Origin of the sequence: Burkholderia sp. Se-20373, assembly GCF_017104705.1 — a bacterium.
In the GTDB taxonomy this organism is placed as follows: Bacteria; Pseudomonadota; Gammaproteobacteria; order Burkholderiales; family Burkholderiaceae; genus Burkholderia.
The window spans coordinates 29589-46857 of sequence record NZ_JAAGPH010000004.1; the positions used below are offsets into that span (position 1 = coordinate 29589).

Genomic DNA, 17269 nt, shown 5'->3' on the forward strand with positions numbered 1-17269 from the left:
CACCGCACGGCGGGTCACGCCGTCAGGAGGACAGCGCGGCCGGCGCGTGCGTGTCGCCGGATTCGACCGCATCGAGATCGACGCACTGCGCATACACCGGCACCTCGCACGGCCAGTGCAGCCGCTCCGCGATGCGCCGCCGCATCGCGTCGGCCGCGGCCGGCTCGCCATGCGTGACGAAGGTCCGCACGGGCGCGCGCTGCATCGTGCCGAGCCAGCGGAGGATCTCCGCGTAGTCGGCATGCGCGGAGAGCGTCGTGATCGAATCGACCTGTGCGCGCACGCGCACGTACTCGCCGTGGATCTTCAATGTCGGCTCGTGCGCGGCCAGCGCCGCGCCGCGCGTGCCGGCCGCCTGGTAGCCGACCAGCGCGATCGTGTTGCGCGCATCGGGCGCGTAGCGGCTCAGGTGGTGCAGCACGCGGCCGCCCGTCGCCATCCCGCTGCCGGCGATGATGACCATCGGGCCCTGATGGTCGGCAATCGCCTTCGACTGCTCGACCGAGCGGATCATCGTGGCCGCATGGCCGAGCGCGTTCGCGTCGGAAGGCGTCAGCCGGTGTTCGAGGATATGGTGACGATAGATCTCGGTTACGTCGGTGGCCATCGGGCTGTCGACGAATACCGGCACGCGCGCCATCCGGCCGGACGCCTTCAGGCGCGCGATGGTGTGCAGGATCTCCTGCGCGCGGCCGACCGTGAAGCACGGCATCACGACCACGCCGCCGCGCGCGAAGGTCTTGTCGAACAGCGCGGCGAGTTCGTTCTCGGGGTCCGATTCCGGATGCAGGCGGTCGCCGTACGTCGATTCGACGACCAGGTAGTCCGCATGCGCGGGCGCCAACGGCGGCTGCATGATCGGGTCGTGATAGCGGCCGAGGTCGCCCGAGAAGGCCAGCACCTTGTGATCCCAGTGCATCACGACGCTCGCCGCGCCGAGAATGTGGCCGGCCTGCAGCAGGCGGAACGCCAGCCCGCCGCCGAGCCCGGTGCATTCGTCGAACGCGACGGGCTTCAGCAGGTGCAGCGCGCGCTGCGCATCGTCCAGCGTGTAGAGCGGTTGTGCCGGATGATGCTTCGAATAGCCGTGGCGGTTCGCGAAGTCGGCTTCTTCCTCCTGCAGCCGCGCGCTGTCGCGCAGCATGATGTCGCAGAGTTCGGCCGTGGCCGCCGTGCAATACACCGGCCCGCGGAACCCTTCGCGCGCCAGCACCGGAAGATAGCCGGTATGGTCGATATGCGCGTGCGTGAGCACGACCGCGTCGAGCGTGTCGGGCGCGACCGGCAACGGGCTCCAGTTGCGCAGCCGCAGGTTCTTGGTGCCCTGGAACAGGCCGCAGTCGACCAGCACGCGCCGGTTGCCGTGCTCGACCAGGTATTTCGAGCCGGTCACGGTTTCGGTCGCACCGAGAAAAGTCAGTTTCATGGATCGCCTCACGGGAGTGGACGGAGCAGTGAGTCGATTACAGCGCGGATGCGCGCGAAGCGATTGATGGAAATCAGGGATTGCCGTATCCGTGCTCGGCTCGGCTCGGCTCGGCTCGGGCGAGGTTCGCCGTTCGGCCGTTGCGGCTCCGGGTTGACGTCAATCAACGTCCGGGCAGGACGGCGGCACCGCCGCGTGTCAGCCCGCGTCGCTCCGGCCGTCGAGTGCGACAATCCTCAGCAGCACGGGAACGTGAGGCCGGCGGTCAGCGCGGGGAACGTGCTGTCACGCGCGGGGTGTCGCGGGTTTCGCCGCGTCCGGCGTCGTGATCGTGTCGCGCTTTGCCGCGTGGTTGATCTGCATCAATGGACGCATCCGGCATTCGCGCACCCGGCGGCGACGGCCGCCGGCACGTCGTTGGTTGATCCTCGTCAAGCCACTGCCGCCACCGTGCGCGATGCTGAAGCCGGTGCAGCCCCATCGCCGATCGCGAATGTCGCGACCGTTACGGGGCGACGGGAGACCGACATGAAGTCCGATGCAGCACTCAAGCAGGATGTCGAGCAGGCGCTGTTCTGGAATCCGGCGATCGACGCGCGACGGATCGACGTCGACGTGCGCGACCGGGTCGTGACGCTGCGCGGCACGGTCGACAGCTGGGCCCAGAAGCTCGAGGCGCAGAAAACGGCGCTGCATGTCGAGGATGCGCGCGCGCTCGTGCTCGAACTGAACGTCACGCCGCCCGCGAACGCGTGCGCGGATCAGGAACTGGCGATCGCGATCACGTTCGCACTCGGCTGGCAGGAGGCGCTGCGCGATCACAGGATTCGCGTCGAGGTCGATCACGGTTGCGTGACGCTCGACGGCGAAGTCGATCATGCATACCAGAGTCGGGCGGCGGAAAAGATGGTGAGCCGGATGATCGGCGTCGTCGGCGTCGCGAATCGCATCCGGGTGCGAACGGACCACACGGTGCCGGACGTCGGCACCCGGATTGCCGAAGCGCTCGCGCGCCGCGCGCAGCGCGAATCCTCCGGGATCTCGATTGCCGCCGACGACGGCGTCATCACGCTGACGGGCAAGGTCGCGTCGCTCGCCGAAAGGCGCGCCGCGTGCGGTGCGGCCGCGTCGGTCAGGGGCGTACGCGAGGTCGTCGACCGATTGACCGTTGCATGACGATGCACGAGCGGGCAAGCGCCCGCCATGTCGGCCTGATGCCATGAAAAAAACATTCGATTACTCCGCACTGCTGATCCCGTTCGCGTTTGCCGTGCTGGTGGCGTATCAGCTGCTGATGGCCCAGCCGGCCACGACGTCGATCTCGTACAGCGACTTTCACCACCTGGTCGACGCGCGGCTCGTCGACGATCTGGACATCGGCCCGTCGTCGATTTCGGGCGTGCTGCGCATGCCGCAGGCCGGTGCGAACCTGCCGGCCTCCGACGCGGCCGCCGTGAAGAAGGCGGGCCCGCCGTGGCGCTTCACGACCAACCGGGTCGCTGACGATCGTCTCGTCGCCGAACTCACGGCCGCCGGCATCCGCTATCGCGGCGCGCCGGATTCGGGCTGGCTCGAAACGCTTGCCGGATGGATGTTGCCGGTGATCGTCCTCGTGACGTTCTGGAGCTTCATGATGCGCAGGCCGGGCGGGGTCCGTGACCTGAGCGGCATGGGCAAGAGCCAGGCGCGCGGGTACGTGCAGCAGGAAACCGGCATCACGTTCGACGACATCGCCGGCATCGACGAGGCGAAGGCCGAGCTGCAGCAGATCGTCGCGTTCCTGCGCAATCCTGAACGCTACCAGCGGCTCGGCGGCAAGATCCCGAAAGGCGTGCTGATCGTCGGTGCGCCCGGCACCGGCAAGACGCTGCTCGCGCGTGCGGTGGCCGGCGAGGCGGCCGTGCCGTTCTTCACGATCAGCGGCTCGGCGTTCGTCGAGATGTTCGTCGGCGTCGGCGCGGCACGCGTGCGCGACCTGTTCGAGCAGGCAAAGCAGAAGGCGCCGTGCATCGTGTTCATCGACGAACTCGATGCGCTTGGCAAGGCGCGCGGCGTCGGCCTGATGTCCGGCAACGACGAGCGCGAGCAGACCCTCAACCAGCTGCTCGTCGAGATGGACGGCTTCCAGGCCAATTCGGGCGTGATCATCATGGCCGCGACGAACCGGCCCGAGATCCTCGATCCCGCGCTGCTGCGGCCCGGGCGCTTCGACCGCCACATCGCGATCGACCGGCCCGACCTGAACGGCCGCAAGCAGATCCTGGCCGTGCACACGAAGCGCGTGAAGCTGGCCCCGGAAGTCGACCTCGCCGAGCTGGCGCAGCGCACGCCGGGCTTCGTCGGCGCGGATCTCGCGAACGTCGTCAACGAGGCCGCGCTGCACGCGGCCGAACTCGGCAAGCCGGCGATCGGCATGGCCGACTTCGACGAAGCGATCGACCGCGCGATGACGGGCATGGAGCGCAAGAGCCGCGTGATGAACGACGAGGAAAAGCGGACCATCGCGTACCACGAGGCGGGGCACGCGCTCGTCGCGCAGAGCCGCGTGCATTGCGATCCGGTGAAGAAGGTGTCGATCATCCCGCGCGGCATCGCGGCGCTCGGCTATACGCAGCAGGTGCCGACCGAGGATCGCTACGTGCTGCGCCGAAGCGAGCTGCTCGACCGGCTCGACGTGCTGCTCGGTGGCCGGGTAGCCGAGGAGATCGCGTTCGGCGACGTGTCGACCGGCGCGCAGAACGATCTGGAACGTGCGACCGCGCTGGCGCGCCACATGGTCATGCAGTACGGCATGAGCGAGAAGCTCGGTCTCGCGACGCTCGACGATGCGGCACCGCAGGGCGGTTCGCCCGGCGTGTGGACGCCGGGTGACGGCCGGTGCAGCGAACACACCGCGCAGTTGATCGACGAGGAGGTGCGCGCGCTGCTCGAAGACGCGCACGTGCGGGTCGCGGCGACGCTCGGCGAGCATCGCGACGCGCTCGAACGGATCGCGCGGTGCCTGCTGCAGCACGAATCGGTCGATCACGACACACTGGTGGCGCTCATGACTCCGCCTGACGATCTTGGCGCGGCGCCCGAGCCGGCGCGAGCCGATGCGGAGCCGGTAACGGCGGCGGACACGTCGGCCTGATCCGCCACCGGCGACCGTTTACCGGTGCTCGTCGTTTCGTTAAGTGGCAAATTCTGCCAATTCATGCCTTTTTGTGGCTTTTCATCCGAATGTCATCCCGCTTCGCGATAGTGCGGAATCGTGCGCCGGTCCCGGTAACGAACGACGCGAGCCGGCCCTTTCGCCTCGCACGCGGGAATATGTCCATGGGACGCGGCAAACAGCAACCGATACGCTCGCCCTGAAAGGGCGGCGCGTGTCATCTCGACAGAAGGAACATGCAATCGTGAACGCCATCGCAGCGGCAGACGCTTATGACGTGATCATCGTCGGCGCCGGCATCGTCGGCCTCGCCCATGCCTATACGGCGGCACGCAAGGGGTTGCGCGTCTGCGTGATCGAACGCGATGCCGCATGCGTGGGCGCGTCGATCCGCAATTTCGGCTTCGTCACCGTCACCGGGCAGCACGCCGGACACAGCTGGCGGCGTGCGCGGGCGAGCCGCGAGGTCTGGGCGGGCGTCGCGCCGCAAGCCGGCATCGACGTGCTTCACCATGGCCTCCACCTGATCGCGCGTCGCCCCGAGGCGATGCACCTGATCGACGCGTTCATGCAGACCGGCATGGCGGACGGCTGCCGGGTCATGATGCCCGGCGAGGCAAAGGCCGTCGCGCCGGAACTGCGGCTGGACGGTGCGCAAGGCGTGCTGCACAGCCCGCATGAACTGCGCATCGAGCCGCGTACCGCGATCGCGTTGCTGGCGTCCTGGCTGGCGGAACGCTTCGACGTGCGGTTTCGTTACGACGAGATGGTGCACGAGGTGCGCACGCCGGCCGTGCGTACGTCGCGCGGCGTGCTGCACGCGGAGCGCGTGATCGTCTGCGGCAATGCGGACAGCCGTCACTTGGTCGGCGGCTGGTTCGCGCGGCACGCGGTGCGGCTGTGCCAGTTGCAGATGCTGCGCGTGCGGCCGCGCCGCCCGCTGGCGCTGCGCGCCGCGGTGATGAGCGACCTGAGCCTGCTGCGTTACGCGGGTTTCGCGGCGCTACCCGCCGCCGACGCATTGCGCACGCGCCTCAAGGCGGAGGAACCCGAATGCCTCGGTTACGGCATCCACCTGATCGCGGTGCAGAGCGCGGACGGCAGCCTCGTGGTGGGCGATTCGCACGAATACGGCGCCGCACCGCTGCCGTTCGCGACGCAGGAAATCGATGCGCAGATCCTGCGCCTGCTGCACGAGACACTCGATGCGCCGGAACTGGACATCGTCGAACGCTGGACCGGCAGCTATCCGTCGGCGGCTGATGCCGATTGCGTGATCGAGGCGCCGGACGACGGCACGCGCGTCGTCGTCGTGACGAGCGGCGCCGGGATGAGCACGGGCTTCGGGATCGCGCAGGACGTGTTTGCCGCGTGGTGAGGGCGAGGGCCTGCGCGTTGCGCCGTCGCCGGCTTGACCGGGACGCTCGCAAGCGGCGCTGACCGGCGGCGCACGCTGCTGCCGCGAATGCCCGAATGAATCCGAGATGCTCGTGCGAGCGATACGCCTGCCGGCATGACTGCAGGATTCGATCGGTGATTTTAGTGTGTTTAGCGAAACAGGCGAATCATGAATTTGTCTAGTCATCCTGATCTAAAGATCGGATGAAATGCACCATGTCCGTGCCGCGAATCCCCACCACGAGGCACGTCGGAGCCCCGGAATTAGGGGATTTCCCGCGTTTTCCCGGTTTTTTTTGATCAACGCTTGTCGCTCCATTTTTCTTCTTGCATGCTTGTATAGACAAATTCCTGAGGCCGCTTGCATGACCGAAGGGATGACGATCTTCAACGCAAGGAGAAAACTCGTGAACGGCAAGCGCATCAAGTGGGCAGTCAGGACGATCGGCATCATCGCAGCGGCAGCGGCCACGCTTTCCGCGCCGGTGCAGGCGAAGGAATGGAAGACGGTGACGGTGGCGCTCGAAGGCGGCTACGCGCCGTGGAACCTCACGCTGCCGGGCGGCAAGCTCGGCGGCTTCGAGCCCGAATTGCTCGCCAACGTGTGCGAGCGGATCAAGGTGCAGTGCAACATGGTCGCGCAGGACTGGGACGGGATGATTCCGGGGCTGCAGGCCGGCAAGTTCGATGTCCTGATGGATGCGATCTCGATCACGCCGGAGCGCGAGAAGATCCTGCTGTTCTCGCGTCCTTATGCGGCCACGCCCGCGACGTTCGCCGTCACCGATACCAAGATCCTGCCGAAGGCGGCGCCGGGCGCGCCGATCGTCAAGCTGTCGGGCGACGCGAATGCCGACAAGCCCACCGTCGACGCACTGCGCAAGCAACTGAAGGGCAAGACCATCGGCATCCAGTCGGGCACCGTCTACACGAAGTTCATCAACGACAGCTTCAAGGACATCGCGTCGATCCGCGTGTACAAGACTTCGCCCGAGCGCGATCTCGACCTCGTCGCCGGCCGCATCGACGCGTCGTTCGACGACGTCACGTACTACGCGGCGAACAACACGAAGAAGGACACCGCCTCGATCGTGCTCGCGGGCCCGAAGCTCGGCGGCCCGATCTGGGGGCCGGGCGAAGGGCTCGCGTTCCGCAAGCAGGATGCCGACCTGAAGACGAAGTTCGATACGGCGATCGGCGCCGCGCTCGCGGACGGCACCGTGAAGAAGCTTGCCGACAAGTGGTTCAAGACCGACGTCACGCCGTAAGCGCACGTCCGGCCGCCGCCGCGCAAGCGGCATGAGCCGCGCGCGGCGGCGCGCATCCTGCCGATCCTATCAACGCTTGCCGGGAGGCACGCATGGCGATCCTTGAAATGCTGGGCTTCGGAACCGAAGGCTGGGGCGGCGTGCTGCTGCTCGCCGCACTGATGACGGTGGCGCTGACGCTTGCCGCGCTCGCGGTCGGCGCCGTGATCGGCGCGGGCATCGCGGCCGCGAAGCTGTCGCGCTATCGCAGCGCCCGCCTGCTCGGCGACCTGTATACGACGGTGTTTCGCGGCGTGCCCGAACTGCTCGTCATCTACCTGTTCTATTTCGGCGGCTCGACGCTCGTCACGGCCGTGGGCCAGTGGTTCGGCGCGGAAGGCTTCATCGGCGTGCCGCCGTTCGTGATCGGCGCGCTCGCGGTGGGAATGATTTCCGGCGCGTACCAGGCCGAGGTGTATCGCGCGGCCGTGCTCGCGGTGTCGAAGGGCGAGCTCGAAGCGGCGCGCTCGATCGGCATGCCGCGCAGCATGGTCCTGCGGCGCATCCTGATTCCGCAGGTCCTGCGCTTCGCGTTGCCCGGCATCGGCAACGTGTGGCAGCTGAGCCTGAAGGATTCGGCGCTGATCTCGGTCACCGGGCTCGCCGAGCTGCTGCGCACGAGCCAGATCGCCGCGAATTCGACCCACCAGTATTTCGTGTTCTTCGTCGCGGGCGGCGCGCTCTACCTGGTCATGACGGGGCTGTCGAACCGCGTGTTCAACCGGGCTGAAGCGATCGTCGGCCGGTCGTTCCGCCGCAACTTCGCACGCAACTGACGGAGCGCCCATGTCACTCGATTTCGATTTCCTGTTCGACACGCTGCGCCAGCTGCTCGCGGCGGTACCGACCACGCTCGGCCTGTTCTTCGCGTCGCTGGTGCTCGGCGGCCTGCTGTCGCTCGTGATCGTCACGATGCGCGTGTCGCCGCGCTGGCTGCCGAACCGCTTCGCGCGGGCGTACATCCTGGTGTTTCGCGGCTCGCCGCTGCTGATCCAGATGTTTCTCGTGTACTACGGGCTCGGCCAGTTCGGCGTGATCCGCGAGAGCTTCATGTGGCCGCTGCTGCGCGAGCCGTACGTGTGCGCGGTGCTGTCGCTCGCGCTGTGTACGGCCGGCTACACGGCCGAGATCCTGCGCGGCGGGCTGATGGCCGTGCCGGTCGGGCAGATCGAGGCCGGCTATTCGATCGGCCTGTCGGGCTTCGCGCTGCTGCGCCGCGTGATCGGCCCGATCGCGCTGCGCCAGTGCCTGCCCGCGTATTCGACCGAAGCCGTGCTGCTGGTGAAGTCCACCGCGCTCGCCAGCCTCGTGACCGTGTGGGAGGTGACGGGCGTCGCGCAGCAGATCATCCAGCAGACCTACCGGACGACCGAGGTGTTCGTGTGTGCGGCCCTCATCTACCTCGGCCTGAACTTCATCGTCGTCCGCCTGCTCGGCGCGCTCGAATGGCGGCTGTCGGGCCACCTGCGCGCGCCGAAGCCGTCCGGCGCACCCGCGGCCGACGCACGCCATGCGCGGCGTGTCGCATCCTGACCGCGTCCTTCCTTCCCGGAGAAATCGATGAACTCTGCTGCTCCCGTCGCCCTGTCGGTCAGGAACATCCACAAGTCGTTCGGCGATCACCACGTGCTGAAGGGCATTTCGCTCGACGCGCACGAAGGCGACGTCATCTCGATCCTTGGTGCGAGCGGCTCGGGCAAGAGCACCTTCCTGCGCTGCCTGAACCTGCTCGAAACGCCCGACGACGGCTCGGTCGCGCTCGCCGGCGAGGAACTGAAGATGAAACGCGCGCGCGACGGCAAGCTGCATCCGGGCGACCGGCGCCAGGTGGACCGCATCCGCTCGCAGCTCGGGATGGTGTTCCAGAACTTCAACCTGTGGTCGCACATGACCGTGCTCGACAATCTCGTCGAAGGGCCGCTGCGCGTGCAGAAGCGCAGTCGCGCGGAGGCGGTCGAGGAGGCCGAGGCGCTGCTCGCGCGCGTCGGCCTCGTGGACAAGCGCGGCTACTATCCGGCCCATCTGTCGGGCGGCCAGCAGCAGCGGGTCGCGATCGCACGCGCGCTCGCGATGCATCCGAAGGTGATGCTGTTCGACGAACCGACGTCGGCGCTCGATCCGGAGCTGGTCGGCGAAGTGCTGCGCGTGATGCGCTCGCTCGCGGAGGAAGGGCGCACGATGCTGGTCGTCACGCACGAAATGGGCTTCGCCCGGCATGTGTCGAATCGCGTGATGTTCCTGCATCAGGGGGAGGTCGATGCGGACGGCACGCCCGGCGAACTGTTCGGCGGCCAATGCTCCGAACGCTTCCGCCAGTTCGTGTCGAGCCATCATGACCGCGCCGCGAACTGAGGCCGCCATGACCGTATTCCGTTCGGCCCGGCCGCTCGACTGGCGGCAGATCGCGGCGGTGGCGGCCGGCGCGCCGCTCGCGTTGACCGACGACGCGCGCGGGCGTGTCGTCGCGGCGCGCGAACTCGTCGACGCAATCGTCGCGCGCGGCATTCGCGCGTATGGCGTCAACACGGGCGTCGGTGCGCTATGCGACGTGATCGTGTCGCCCGCGCAGCAGGGTACGCTGTCGCGCAACATCCTGATGAGTCACGCCGTTGGTGTCGGCGCGCCGCTCGGGGCGGCGGAGACGCGCGCGATCATCGCGGCCGCGATCAACAACTACGCGCACGGGCATTCCGGTGTGCGGGCCGACATCGTCGACCAGCTGGTCGCGCTGCTCGAACACGATTGCCTGCCGGAAGTGCCCGCGCACGGGTCGGTCGGCTACCTGACCCACATGGCGCACGTCGCGCTCGTCTGTATCGGTCACGGCCACGCGCGTCATCGCGGCGAACGTGTGCGCGGCGACGAAGCGTTGCGCCGCATCGGCCGCGAGCCGCTGGCGCTCGGCGCCAAGGAGGGGCTGAGCCTGGTCAACGGCACGCCGTGCGTGACGGGGCTCGCCGCGCTCGCGCTCGCCCGCGCGGAGCGGCTGCTCGACTGGGCCGACTGGATCGCGGCGACGAGTTTCGAGAATCTCGGCGGCCAGCTCGCCGCGTTCGATCCGGCGTCGTTGGCGCTGCGCATTTCGCCGGGCATCGGGCACGTCGGCGCACGCCTGCGCGCGATGCTCGCCGACAGCGCGATGCTCGCCGCGGCGAACGGGCGGCATACGCAGGACCCGCTCAGCCTGCGCACGATTCCGCACGTGCACGGCGCGGCGCGCGACGTGCTGGCGGTCACGGCGGAAGTCGTCGACCGCGAGCTCGCGTCCGTGACCGACAATCCGATCGTCGCGGGCACGCGCGACGCGCCGACCGTCCATTCGCAGGCGCATGCGGTCGGCGCGGGCATCGCGCTCGCGATGGACAGCCTCGCGGCCGCGATGGCGCAGGTCGCGGCGATTGCCGAACGGCGGCTCGACCGGCTCGTCAATCCGCTCGTGAGCGGGCTGCCGGCGTTTCTCGCGGCGCCGGGCGGCACGTGTTCCGGTTTCATGATCGCGCAGTACACGGCGGTCGCGCTGGTGGCGCAGAACCAGCGGCTTGCCGCGCCCGCGAGCCTCGACGGCGGCATCACGTCGGGCCTGCAGGAGGATCACCTGTGCCATGCGACGCCGGCCGCGCTGAAGGCGCTCGACATCATCGAGAACACCACGCGCGTGCTCGCGATCGAGTTGCTGGCCGCCGCGCAGGCGTACGATCTGCAGGAGAACGACGCATCGCGGGCGGCGCCGACCGACGCGCTGTTGCGTTACGTGCGCGAACGCGTGCCGGCGTATCACGACGACCGGCCGCTCGCGGACGACATCGCGAGCGCGGCCGCCATCGTCGCGGGCGTTCCGCCGTCGCTGGCGTGACGCAGCGGCGGGGCGGCGGTCGGCAGGTCATCCCATCTTCATTCGATCGAGGGCGCATGAACGAAGCGGAACGATACACGGCTGCCCGGCCGGGGGCCGGACCGGGCGACGACGTGCCGGCGCGCGCGCTGCCGGCCTACCAGCAGATCAAGCGCTACGTGGTGGAGCGGATCGCGAACGGGGACTGGAAGCCCGGCGGCGCGATTCCGACCGAGGCCGAACTGGTCAAGGAGTTCGGCGTGGCGCGGATGACGGTGTCGCGTGCGCTGCGCGAGCTGACCGCCGAGCGTGTGCTGACCCGCATCCAGGGCGCCGGCACCTTCGTCGAGCGCCGTCATTACGAATCGACCGTGCTCGAGATCCGCAACATCGCGGACGAGATCGCCGAGCGCGGCCATCGGCATAGTGCGCGCGTGATGACGCTCGAAAGCAGTGAGGATCCCGAGGCGATCGAAGCGCTCGGGCTGCGCACGGGGCCGGTGTTTCATTCGCGCATCGTGCATTGCGAGGAGGGCGAGCCGATCCAGTTCGAGGATCGCTACGTCAATCCGGCGCTGTTTCCCGCGTATCTCGAGCAGGATTTCACGGTCGAGACGCCGAACCACTACATGGTGCGGCTCGCGCCGATCCAGCGTGCGGAATTCCGCATCTACGCGCAGAAGCCCGATGCGCAGGTGCGCCGGCACCTCGTGATGGAAATCGGCGAACCGTGCCTGCTGCTGCGGCGGCGCACGTGGGTCGGCGGGCAGGTCGCGACGTCGGTGCAGCTGTGGCATCCGGCGTCACGGTTCCATCTGGCGGGGCGGGTGTAGGCAGGGTCGTGCGCTGCGGCGTTCGCTGTCACTGTTGCGAAGGCGAGCGTCGGGTCACGCTGCCGGCTTGCCGTTGCGCAAGCCACGTGCGGCCGGCGTTCCAGCCGCTTGCGCGGGCCGGTTGACCGGGTACGCGAGCGCGGGATGTTCGCGCAGCGTCGCGCCTTCGTCATCGCGCAGGTAGACGCGACGTGTTGCGCGAACCGATCAAATGCGTTCAGGAAACCGGCCGCCGATACGTGCCGGTTGTTTGCCCGAAACCCGCGACCCGCGCCGATACCTGGCCGCGGGCCGCGCTTCGATGCGCGATCACGCTGCCGTCAAGCGTGACGGCGCGCACCGCATTCGCCGCAGAACAGGTCGTCGGCGGCCATCGGCTTGTGGCACTGCGCGCAGGCCGAGGCATCGTCCGCGGCAGGCGATTCCGTAGCCGACGTCGGCAGCGATGCCGTCCCCGCTGCGCCCGCCGCGCTGGCGGTGTGCGAGTCGCGTGCTTTCGCGAGGCGATCGGCGGCACGCTCGCGTGCCTGTTCGGCATGGCGTTTCGCGTCCGCGACGTGCTGGCTCAGCTTCTCCTCCGTCTCGGAAAAATCGACGCCGCTGACCGTCTGCAGATAGATGAGGCACGTGCCGTTGACGAACGTCAGGAATGGAATCACGAGACCGATCGCGATCAGCAGGCCGTTGCCGAAGCCGTACGCGCCCAGGTAGGCCATGCTGCGGTAGTCGAATCCGCCTCCTGCCGCATCCATGCCGAGGCCGTAGGTGCTGGCGTGCCGGCCGAGGCCGCTCATGCCCATCAGGCCGCCCAGCGGGCTGGTGCCGGTTGCCGCCGAGATCGACGATGCGATCGCGGCGCCGGTGCCGAGAATGCCGAACACGATGGCGGACAGGACGCCGACGAGCAGCAGCAGCCCGAACATCCGGACGATCACGCCGAGCAGCTGGCGGCGGCCGATCTGCAGCAGGCGCGCGGCGGTCTGCAGCGTCGAGTTGCCTTGCCAGATGGCGGGCGCGGCGAGCGGATAGCCGACGTACCCCATGCCCGCGACGATCGCGCCCGCGGCGATCGCCGCGACCGGATACGCGATCGCGTACAGCAGCGGGCCGACGCCCGGGAGCTTGCAGATCAGGAACACGATCAGCAGTGCGAGCAGCAGCAGGATCCAGCCGACCACGAGCAGCACGCCGATACCGAGGAGGCGGTGGACGCTGAACGTCGCCTGCAGCAGCGCATCGACGAATCCGACCGACTCACCCTGTGCATCGCGCATCAGCACGATGCCGACCGCGGAATAGCCGATCAGCGAGATCGCGAGCGTCGCGATGACGAACAGCAGGCCGAGCACGGGGCTGTGACCGATCACCTGGATCGTGAGCATGACCATCAGCATGCTCGCGACGATTGCAAACGCGCACGTCGCGAGTGCGCGCCAGTTCGTGACGGCCTCGGCGGCGCGCAGCAGTCCGAACTTCCCCGACACGGGGGCTTGATCGAGCGTTGACATCGTTGAATCTCCTTGGAGGTGCGGGCCGGTCAGTACGCGGCGGGGGCGTCGAGGAGCGCGACGACGGCGACGCCGTCGACCTGCGCGAGCTGGATGCTGGATTGGCGGGTCGAGCCCGGCTTGCCGTTCAGGTAGACCTGGCTTTTCAGCGTGTACGTGCCTTGCGGCGCACCCGACGGCAGTTTCAGCGTGAAGCTGTTGTCGAATTCGCCGCTGCCCGGCGTCGCGTTGACGATCTTCTCGCCGCGCTTGAACTGCTCGCCTGACGGTGCGTAGACCGTTACGACTTCCTTCACTTCCTGGACGGGCTCGTTCGTGCCGGACACCGCGCGAATCTGCGAGGCCAGCTTGATCGGCTCGCCGGCCTTGACCGCCGAGCGCGGCGTTACAACCGTGGTGTAGGCGTCGATCTTCGCGTACGGCGGCAGGTTGTTGCGGTTGTTCGCGCGGTAATCGCGATCGACTTCGGCCGCCGTCTTCGTCTGCCGCGTCGCCACTTCGATCACGGCGCACGCGGCGAGCCCGGCAACCGCGCCGCCGATCGCGCCCTTGGTGCCGCCGATCAGCGCACCGACCAGCGCGCCGCCGGCGCCGAGCGCGGTACAGCGCAGCACGGATTCGGACGAAATCCCGCCGGTGCCGTTCTGGGTGGCGCAGCCGCTGGCGAGCAAGGTGACCGCGCAGGCCGCGGCGAGGGTCTTCTGGATTGTCATGTCGGTTTTCTCCGGCGCTTCATTCAAGTGTGCTGTTGTTGCGCAGTGCATCCATCTGCCGCGCCTTCGCCTTGGCGATCAACGTCTTCGCCGGGCGGTTGCCCGGCTCGATCGCCAGGACGCTTTCCGCTGTCGCGATCGCCTTGTCGTACTGGCCGCGCGACAGGTCGCCCTGCGCGCGTTTCAGCAGGCCGTCGACGGCGGGTGCGGCAGGGGTGGCCGCAGCGGACGGGCGGGCCGGCGGTGTCGGGTGCGGCTTGTTGCGCGGCGCCTCCGCAACGGGGGCGGGTGCGGACAGGGCGGGTGTGTCGTTCTCCAGCTTTGCGAAGGGCGACGACTGTTGCGCATTCACGGATGCCGGCGGGGCGTTCGGCGCGGGCGGTGTCGCGGGCACCGAAGCCGTCGCGACATTCGTGACGACGGCCGGGCCCGACGCAGGCGCGGTCATGGCGGCGGCTGTATCGGTCGGCGCGGACGCCGGGGCGTCCGACGGTGTCGTCGCAGCAGCGGTGCCGGTGGTGGCGGAACCGGGTCCCGCGATGTCCGATGCAGGCGAGGCCGTGAACGCAGGGACCGTGGATGCAGCGGCCGGTTCGGGCGTTGCAGGTGCGCTCGCCTGGCGGCCGTGCCACCAGAACGCGCCACCCCCGCAGGCGACGGCGACGGCGACGCCGGCTGCGACGATCTTGAGTCTTGCCGACGTAGCGTCGTTCGTCGTCGGGGGCTGCGGTATCGGCGGGGGCACGACACCGGATGCCGGACGCATGGGTTCGGTCGACGCCGACGTTACATCGGCGTCCGATACGTTGTGAGGCTTGGCAGCCGCATCGACCCCGTCTGTTTCGTCGTCGGCGAGTGCCGCTGCGGTATTCGCCGATACGCCCGCAGGCGTGGATTGCGCATCCGTGACGAGCGGTGAGGCAAGCGACGCAGCGACCGCGCCGCCCCGATGGTCTGCCGCTGCGATGGGCGTGGCAGTGGCCGCGGCGTCGTGCGATTGCAGCGGCGCGTTCGCACGATCCGCTACCGGATCGGCGGTGTTCGCGACGTGCGCGAGGTCGTTCAATGCAGTGCTCGCCACCATCGATTCGACGCGGATGTGCGCCGGCATATCTTGCGCGTCGACGGTGACGTATGCAGATTCGTGAGCGGATTCCGCGGCCACGTGAGCGGGTTGCAGTGCGGGCTCGGCCGGCGGCGCGGGCACTTCCGCGTCGATCGCACCGGCGTCATTGACCGATGCGACGGGTGTCCCGCACTTGTTGCAGAAACGCTGGTTCGGCGTCAGCGCGGCATGGCAGTTCCGGCACGGTGCGCAGGCCGCGTCGGTCCGGATGGCCGCAACCGGGGTTCCGCATTGCTTGCAGAACTTGAGACCGCCGGGCAGATCGGTTCCGCAGTGGGTACACGCAGTCATAATTCAGTAATCCTCTTCTTTTGATCGATCGACGTGACGACGCCGTGCGGGCATGCGCACGTTTGTCCGAATCGCGGGATGGCGGCGTACCGGCCGCGTGCTACGAAGGCGAGCGACGCGGAACGGGCCGTTCAGCGCGCGATATCAGTCGGAATGGGGTCGGCCGCGCGGAAAGTGCGGCGTAGAGAAGAAGAGATCCGGCCGACGTGAACTGGCACGGACGGCCCAACGGATCCGGATGCACCGGTATTGAATGGCGAGTTCAAGCTTTCCCCGTATCAGTCGCCGGATTGAATCCGGCTGACTGTTTTCATTATTTCGATTGATAATACAAATGGTCTTCTGCAGCGGATATTACACTGAAATTACGCGGTTTTGCCATCCGTCAGGCACGTGACGGAGCGTGTATTCGCGTGCAAAGCCGAGGTGTGCCCCGAACAATCAGTCAACCCGATACCAGCGGCCAGATTCCGGACACACAGCGGCTGGTGCGCCGTTCGACCAGACTTGCTCCTCATCCAGGTGCAGCGAAGTCGAAGGGGCGATGTCGAAGACGACCTTCAGTGCTTGCCCGACATGGGGATCTTCGATGGGAAGCTCCCAAGTCAGGAATATCTGGATGCAATCCTGGTCCGTCGCGAAGTCGGCCGCATTAAAGCCGCTGCTGCGGCGCTGAATGACGCCATGAGGCTGGCCGGTATCGAATATCACAGCTGTCCCCCGGGTCAGGGGAATGCGATGGCCCGTAGACGGAAAATGCAAGTCCAGCCCCCGGTCCTCGCTCAGGAATAGATTGCAGAAAGCCGCACCGCCATATTGCGCACCGTCATGGTGGTACTTCGCGCCACGACAGGCCATGAGGGCTACGTCGCTGGAGGCAAGCACGTTGGGCAGTCCTAGCGCGCACGTCCAGTCGGACATGGCCTGCACGCAGCGCTTATAGTCCGGCCAGCGCGCTTGCGTTCGCGCCAAAGGCATAGCCTCGACGTCCCCGGGTTCCAGGACGAGCCGCGACGATGTTTCTCTTTCCCAGTCTGCAAGCACGCGTGCGGAGGGAACGGGCACGTCGACCGTGCCTGATAGAACGATGTCACTTACGCGTCGACTGCGGATGGCGTCGCCGCTCCAGAAATAGGAAGTCAGCATGTCTCGAATTCGACGCTGTCGAAGGGGGCGTCTGGGCGATTGTAACGATTCAGCCTGATCACGTCGGCGAAAATCGGCCATGAGCGATCAGTCGACAGCGAGGTCAGGATTGTCCGCAATGTCCGTCCAGTATTGGATCATGCGCAGCTGGACGTCTAAAGAACGTCGTTTCCAGGGCGATAATCGACATATCGCCGTAATCAATTCCCTATCTACGATGCCGTCAACCTTAATGATCCATCCGACCATGCCGGAGCAGCGCGTGAAGCTCGGTTTCAACTGGTCTGCCCTGATATTCGGCACAATCTGGGCATACTCCGAAAGATTGGTTGTTCAAGGAGGGCGGATGGCCGCTGTCGATGCTGCCTCCGGTCTCCTCTGTTCCTCCGGCCGTCCGGCCCTTTTGATTGCGGCTTTAATACTCTTCGTGGCAAAGAATATCTACAGTGCTCGCCATGGCAGCACCTGGATACGTCAGCGATTGCTGAATCAAGGCTACCGAGCGCTCCAATAATCATACATTCGACGTGCGGCG

15 protein-coding genes are annotated in these 17269 nt (G+C 67.5%); 10 read left to right on the forward strand and 5 right to left on the reverse strand.

Annotated elements, in window-relative coordinates; genetic code table 11:
* Positions 1–22: 22 nt before the first annotated feature.
* On the reverse strand, positions 23–1426 hold the full coding sequence (locus tag G3N96_RS02170; RefSeq protein WP_206136078.1) for an MBL fold metallo-hydrolase: 1404 nt from the start codon (positions 1424–1426) through the stop codon (positions 23–25).
* A gap of 528 nt (positions 1427–1954) precedes the next feature.
* On the opposite strand from G3N96_RS02170, the gene G3N96_RS02175 reads away from it, so the two are divergent.
* From G3N96_RS02175 to hutC, 9 genes are all read left to right on the forward strand, one after another.
* Positions 1955–2602, forward strand: coding sequence for a BON domain-containing protein (locus G3N96_RS02175; RefSeq protein ID WP_206136079.1), 648 nt, complete (start codon positions 1955–1957; stop codon positions 2600–2602).
* A 43-nt stretch (positions 2603–2645) separates the two neighbouring features.
* The gene (gene ftsH / locus G3N96_RS02180) at positions 2646–4559 is read left to right on the forward strand and encodes an ATP-dependent zinc metalloprotease FtsH (RefSeq protein WP_206136080.1); all 1914 of its coding nucleotides are present in this window, start codon (positions 2646–2648) and stop codon (positions 4557–4559) included.
* Between the two features lie 265 nt (positions 4560–4824).
* Positions 4825–5958, forward strand: a complete 1134-nt coding sequence (locus tag G3N96_RS02185; RefSeq protein WP_346778867.1) for a TIGR03364 family FAD-dependent oxidoreductase — start codon at positions 4825–4827, stop codon at positions 5956–5958.
* Positions 5959–6385: 427 nt separating this feature from the next.
* Positions 6386–7246, forward strand: coding sequence for a transporter substrate-binding domain-containing protein (locus G3N96_RS02190; protein ID WP_124579758.1), 861 nt, complete (start codon positions 6386–6388; stop codon positions 7244–7246).
* Between the two features lie 92 nt (positions 7247–7338).
* The gene (locus G3N96_RS02195) at positions 7339–8061 is read left to right on the forward strand and encodes an ABC transporter permease subunit (RefSeq protein WP_039353368.1); all 723 of its coding nucleotides are present in this window, start codon (positions 7339–7341) and stop codon (positions 8059–8061) included.
* A gap of 10 nt (positions 8062–8071) precedes the next feature.
* Positions 8072–8818, forward strand: a complete 747-nt coding sequence (locus G3N96_RS02200) for an ABC transporter permease subunit (RefSeq protein ID WP_206136082.1) — start codon at positions 8072–8074, stop codon at positions 8816–8818.
* A gap of 27 nt (positions 8819–8845) precedes the next feature.
* A complete protein-coding gene (locus G3N96_RS02205; RefSeq protein ID WP_206136083.1) occupies positions 8846–9637 on the forward strand; it encodes an ATP-binding cassette domain-containing protein in 792 nt (263 codons plus the stop codon).
* A gap of 7 nt (positions 9638–9644) precedes the next feature.
* Positions 9645–11138: a histidine ammonia-lyase gene (gene hutH / locus G3N96_RS02210; RefSeq protein ID WP_206136084.1), complete on the forward strand. Its 1494-nt coding sequence runs from the start codon at positions 9645–9647 to the stop codon at positions 11136–11138.
* Between the two features lie 56 nt (positions 11139–11194).
* The gene (gene hutC / locus G3N96_RS02215) at positions 11195–11950 is read left to right on the forward strand and encodes a histidine utilization repressor (RefSeq protein ID WP_206136085.1); all 756 of its coding nucleotides are present in this window, start codon (positions 11195–11197) and stop codon (positions 11948–11950) included.
* Between the two features lie 320 nt (positions 11951–12270).
* On the opposite strand, the gene G3N96_RS02220 is transcribed toward hutC, so the two are convergent.
* From G3N96_RS02220 to G3N96_RS02235, 4 genes are all read right to left on the reverse strand, one after another.
* On the reverse strand, positions 12271–13458 hold the full coding sequence (locus G3N96_RS02220; RefSeq protein ID WP_206136086.1) for a DUF883 domain-containing protein: 1188 nt from the start codon (positions 13456–13458) through the stop codon (positions 12271–12273).
* A 29-nt stretch (positions 13459–13487) separates the two neighbouring features.
* Entirely contained in the window at positions 13488–14171 is a 684-nt protein-coding gene (locus tag G3N96_RS02225) for a hypothetical protein (RefSeq protein ID WP_241022426.1), read from the reverse strand.
* Between the two features lie 19 nt (positions 14172–14190).
* Positions 14191–15336 carry a hypothetical protein gene (locus G3N96_RS02230; protein WP_241022427.1) on the reverse strand — a complete coding sequence of 382 codons (1146 nt, stop codon included), beginning with the start codon at positions 15334–15336 and terminating at the stop codon, positions 14191–14193.
* 693 nt (positions 15337–16029) lie between these two features.
* Entirely contained in the window at positions 16030–16734 is a 705-nt protein-coding gene (locus tag G3N96_RS02235; protein WP_206136089.1) for a hypothetical protein, read from the reverse strand.
* 118 nt (positions 16735–16852) lie between these two features.
* On the opposite strand from G3N96_RS02235, the gene G3N96_RS02240 reads away from it, so the two are divergent.
* Positions 16853–17248 (forward strand): hypothetical protein, encoded by a 396-nt coding sequence (locus tag G3N96_RS02240; protein WP_241022428.1) that lies wholly within the window; start codon positions 16853–16855, stop codon positions 17246–17248.
* The last annotated feature ends 21 nt before the right edge of the window (positions 17249–17269 follow it).

What these genes read in the sequence shown, in the direction of transcription:
- G3N96_RS02170 (WP_206136078.1), bottom strand. Translation starts at nt 1,426, where the DNA reads ATGAAACTGACTTTTCTCGGTGCGACCGAAACCGTGACCGGCTCGAAA.
- G3N96_RS02175 (WP_206136079.1), top strand. Translation starts at nt 1,955, where the DNA reads ATGAAGTCCGATGCAGCACTCAAGCAGGATGTCGAGCAGGCGCTGTTC.
- ftsH (WP_206136080.1), top strand. Translation starts at nt 2,646, where the DNA reads ATGAAAAAAACATTCGATTACTCCGCACTGCTGATCCCGTTCGCGTTT.
- G3N96_RS02195 (WP_039353368.1), top strand. Translation starts at nt 7,339, where the DNA reads ATGGCGATCCTTGAAATGCTGGGCTTCGGAACCGAAGGCTGGGGCGGC.
- G3N96_RS02200 (WP_206136082.1), top strand. Translation starts at nt 8,072, where the DNA reads ATGTCACTCGATTTCGATTTCCTGTTCGACACGCTGCGCCAGCTGCTC.
- G3N96_RS02205 (WP_206136083.1), top strand. Translation starts at nt 8,846, where the DNA reads ATGAACTCTGCTGCTCCCGTCGCCCTGTCGGTCAGGAACATCCACAAG.
- hutH (WP_206136084.1), top strand. Translation starts at nt 9,645, where the DNA reads ATGACCGTATTCCGTTCGGCCCGGCCGCTCGACTGGCGGCAGATCGCG.
- hutC (WP_206136085.1), top strand. Translation starts at nt 11,195, where the DNA reads ATGAACGAAGCGGAACGATACACGGCTGCCCGGCCGGGGGCCGGACCG.
- G3N96_RS02220 (WP_206136086.1), bottom strand. Translation starts at nt 13,458, where the DNA reads ATGTCAACGCTCGATCAAGCCCCCGTGTCGGGGAAGTTCGGACTGCTG.
- G3N96_RS02225 (WP_241022426.1), bottom strand. Translation starts at nt 14,171, where the DNA reads ATGACAATCCAGAAGACCCTCGCCGCGGCCTGCGCGGTCACCTTGCTC.
- G3N96_RS02235 (WP_206136089.1), bottom strand. Translation starts at nt 16,734, where the DNA reads ATGCTGACTTCCTATTTCTGGAGCGGCGACGCCATCCGCAGTCGACGC.
- G3N96_RS02240 (WP_241022428.1), top strand. Translation starts at nt 16,853, where the DNA reads ATGTCCGTCCAGTATTGGATCATGCGCAGCTGGACGTCTAAAGAACGT.